Below are 239 nucleotides of genomic sequence, written 5' to 3'. Positions count from 1 at the left end.
TCCATGCGCACGGCTATCTTGCTCGCATCGGACGACAGCTTGTTGTAGGCGATGACGGCCGGAATGGCGGCGAGCAGGCCGATGGCCGTCGCCAGCAACGCTTCGGCGATGCCCGGCGCAACCACCGCGAGACTGGTGTTCTTGGAGCCGGCGATCGCCTGAAACGACGTCATGATGCCGATGACGGTGCCAAACAGGCCGATGAAGGGTGCCGCCGAGCCGGTGGTGGCAAGGAAACC

The 239-nt window shown here is 64.9% G+C and carries 1 protein-coding gene; it reads right to left on the bottom strand.

What is annotated here, in order from left to right; translation table 11 throughout:
• Nucleotides 1–239: MotA/TolQ/ExbB proton channel family protein (locus EOB49_RS35830; protein WP_206526237.1), on the bottom strand; the 239-nt coding region annotated here is incomplete at both ends.

It is taken from the genome of Mesorhizobium sp. M7A.F.Ca.MR.148.00.0.0, from assembly GCF_003997735.1.
In the GTDB taxonomy this organism is placed as follows: Bacteria; Pseudomonadota; Alphaproteobacteria; order Rhizobiales; family Rhizobiaceae; genus Mesorhizobium.
This window is presented reverse-complemented; position numbering and strand designations above follow the sequence as displayed.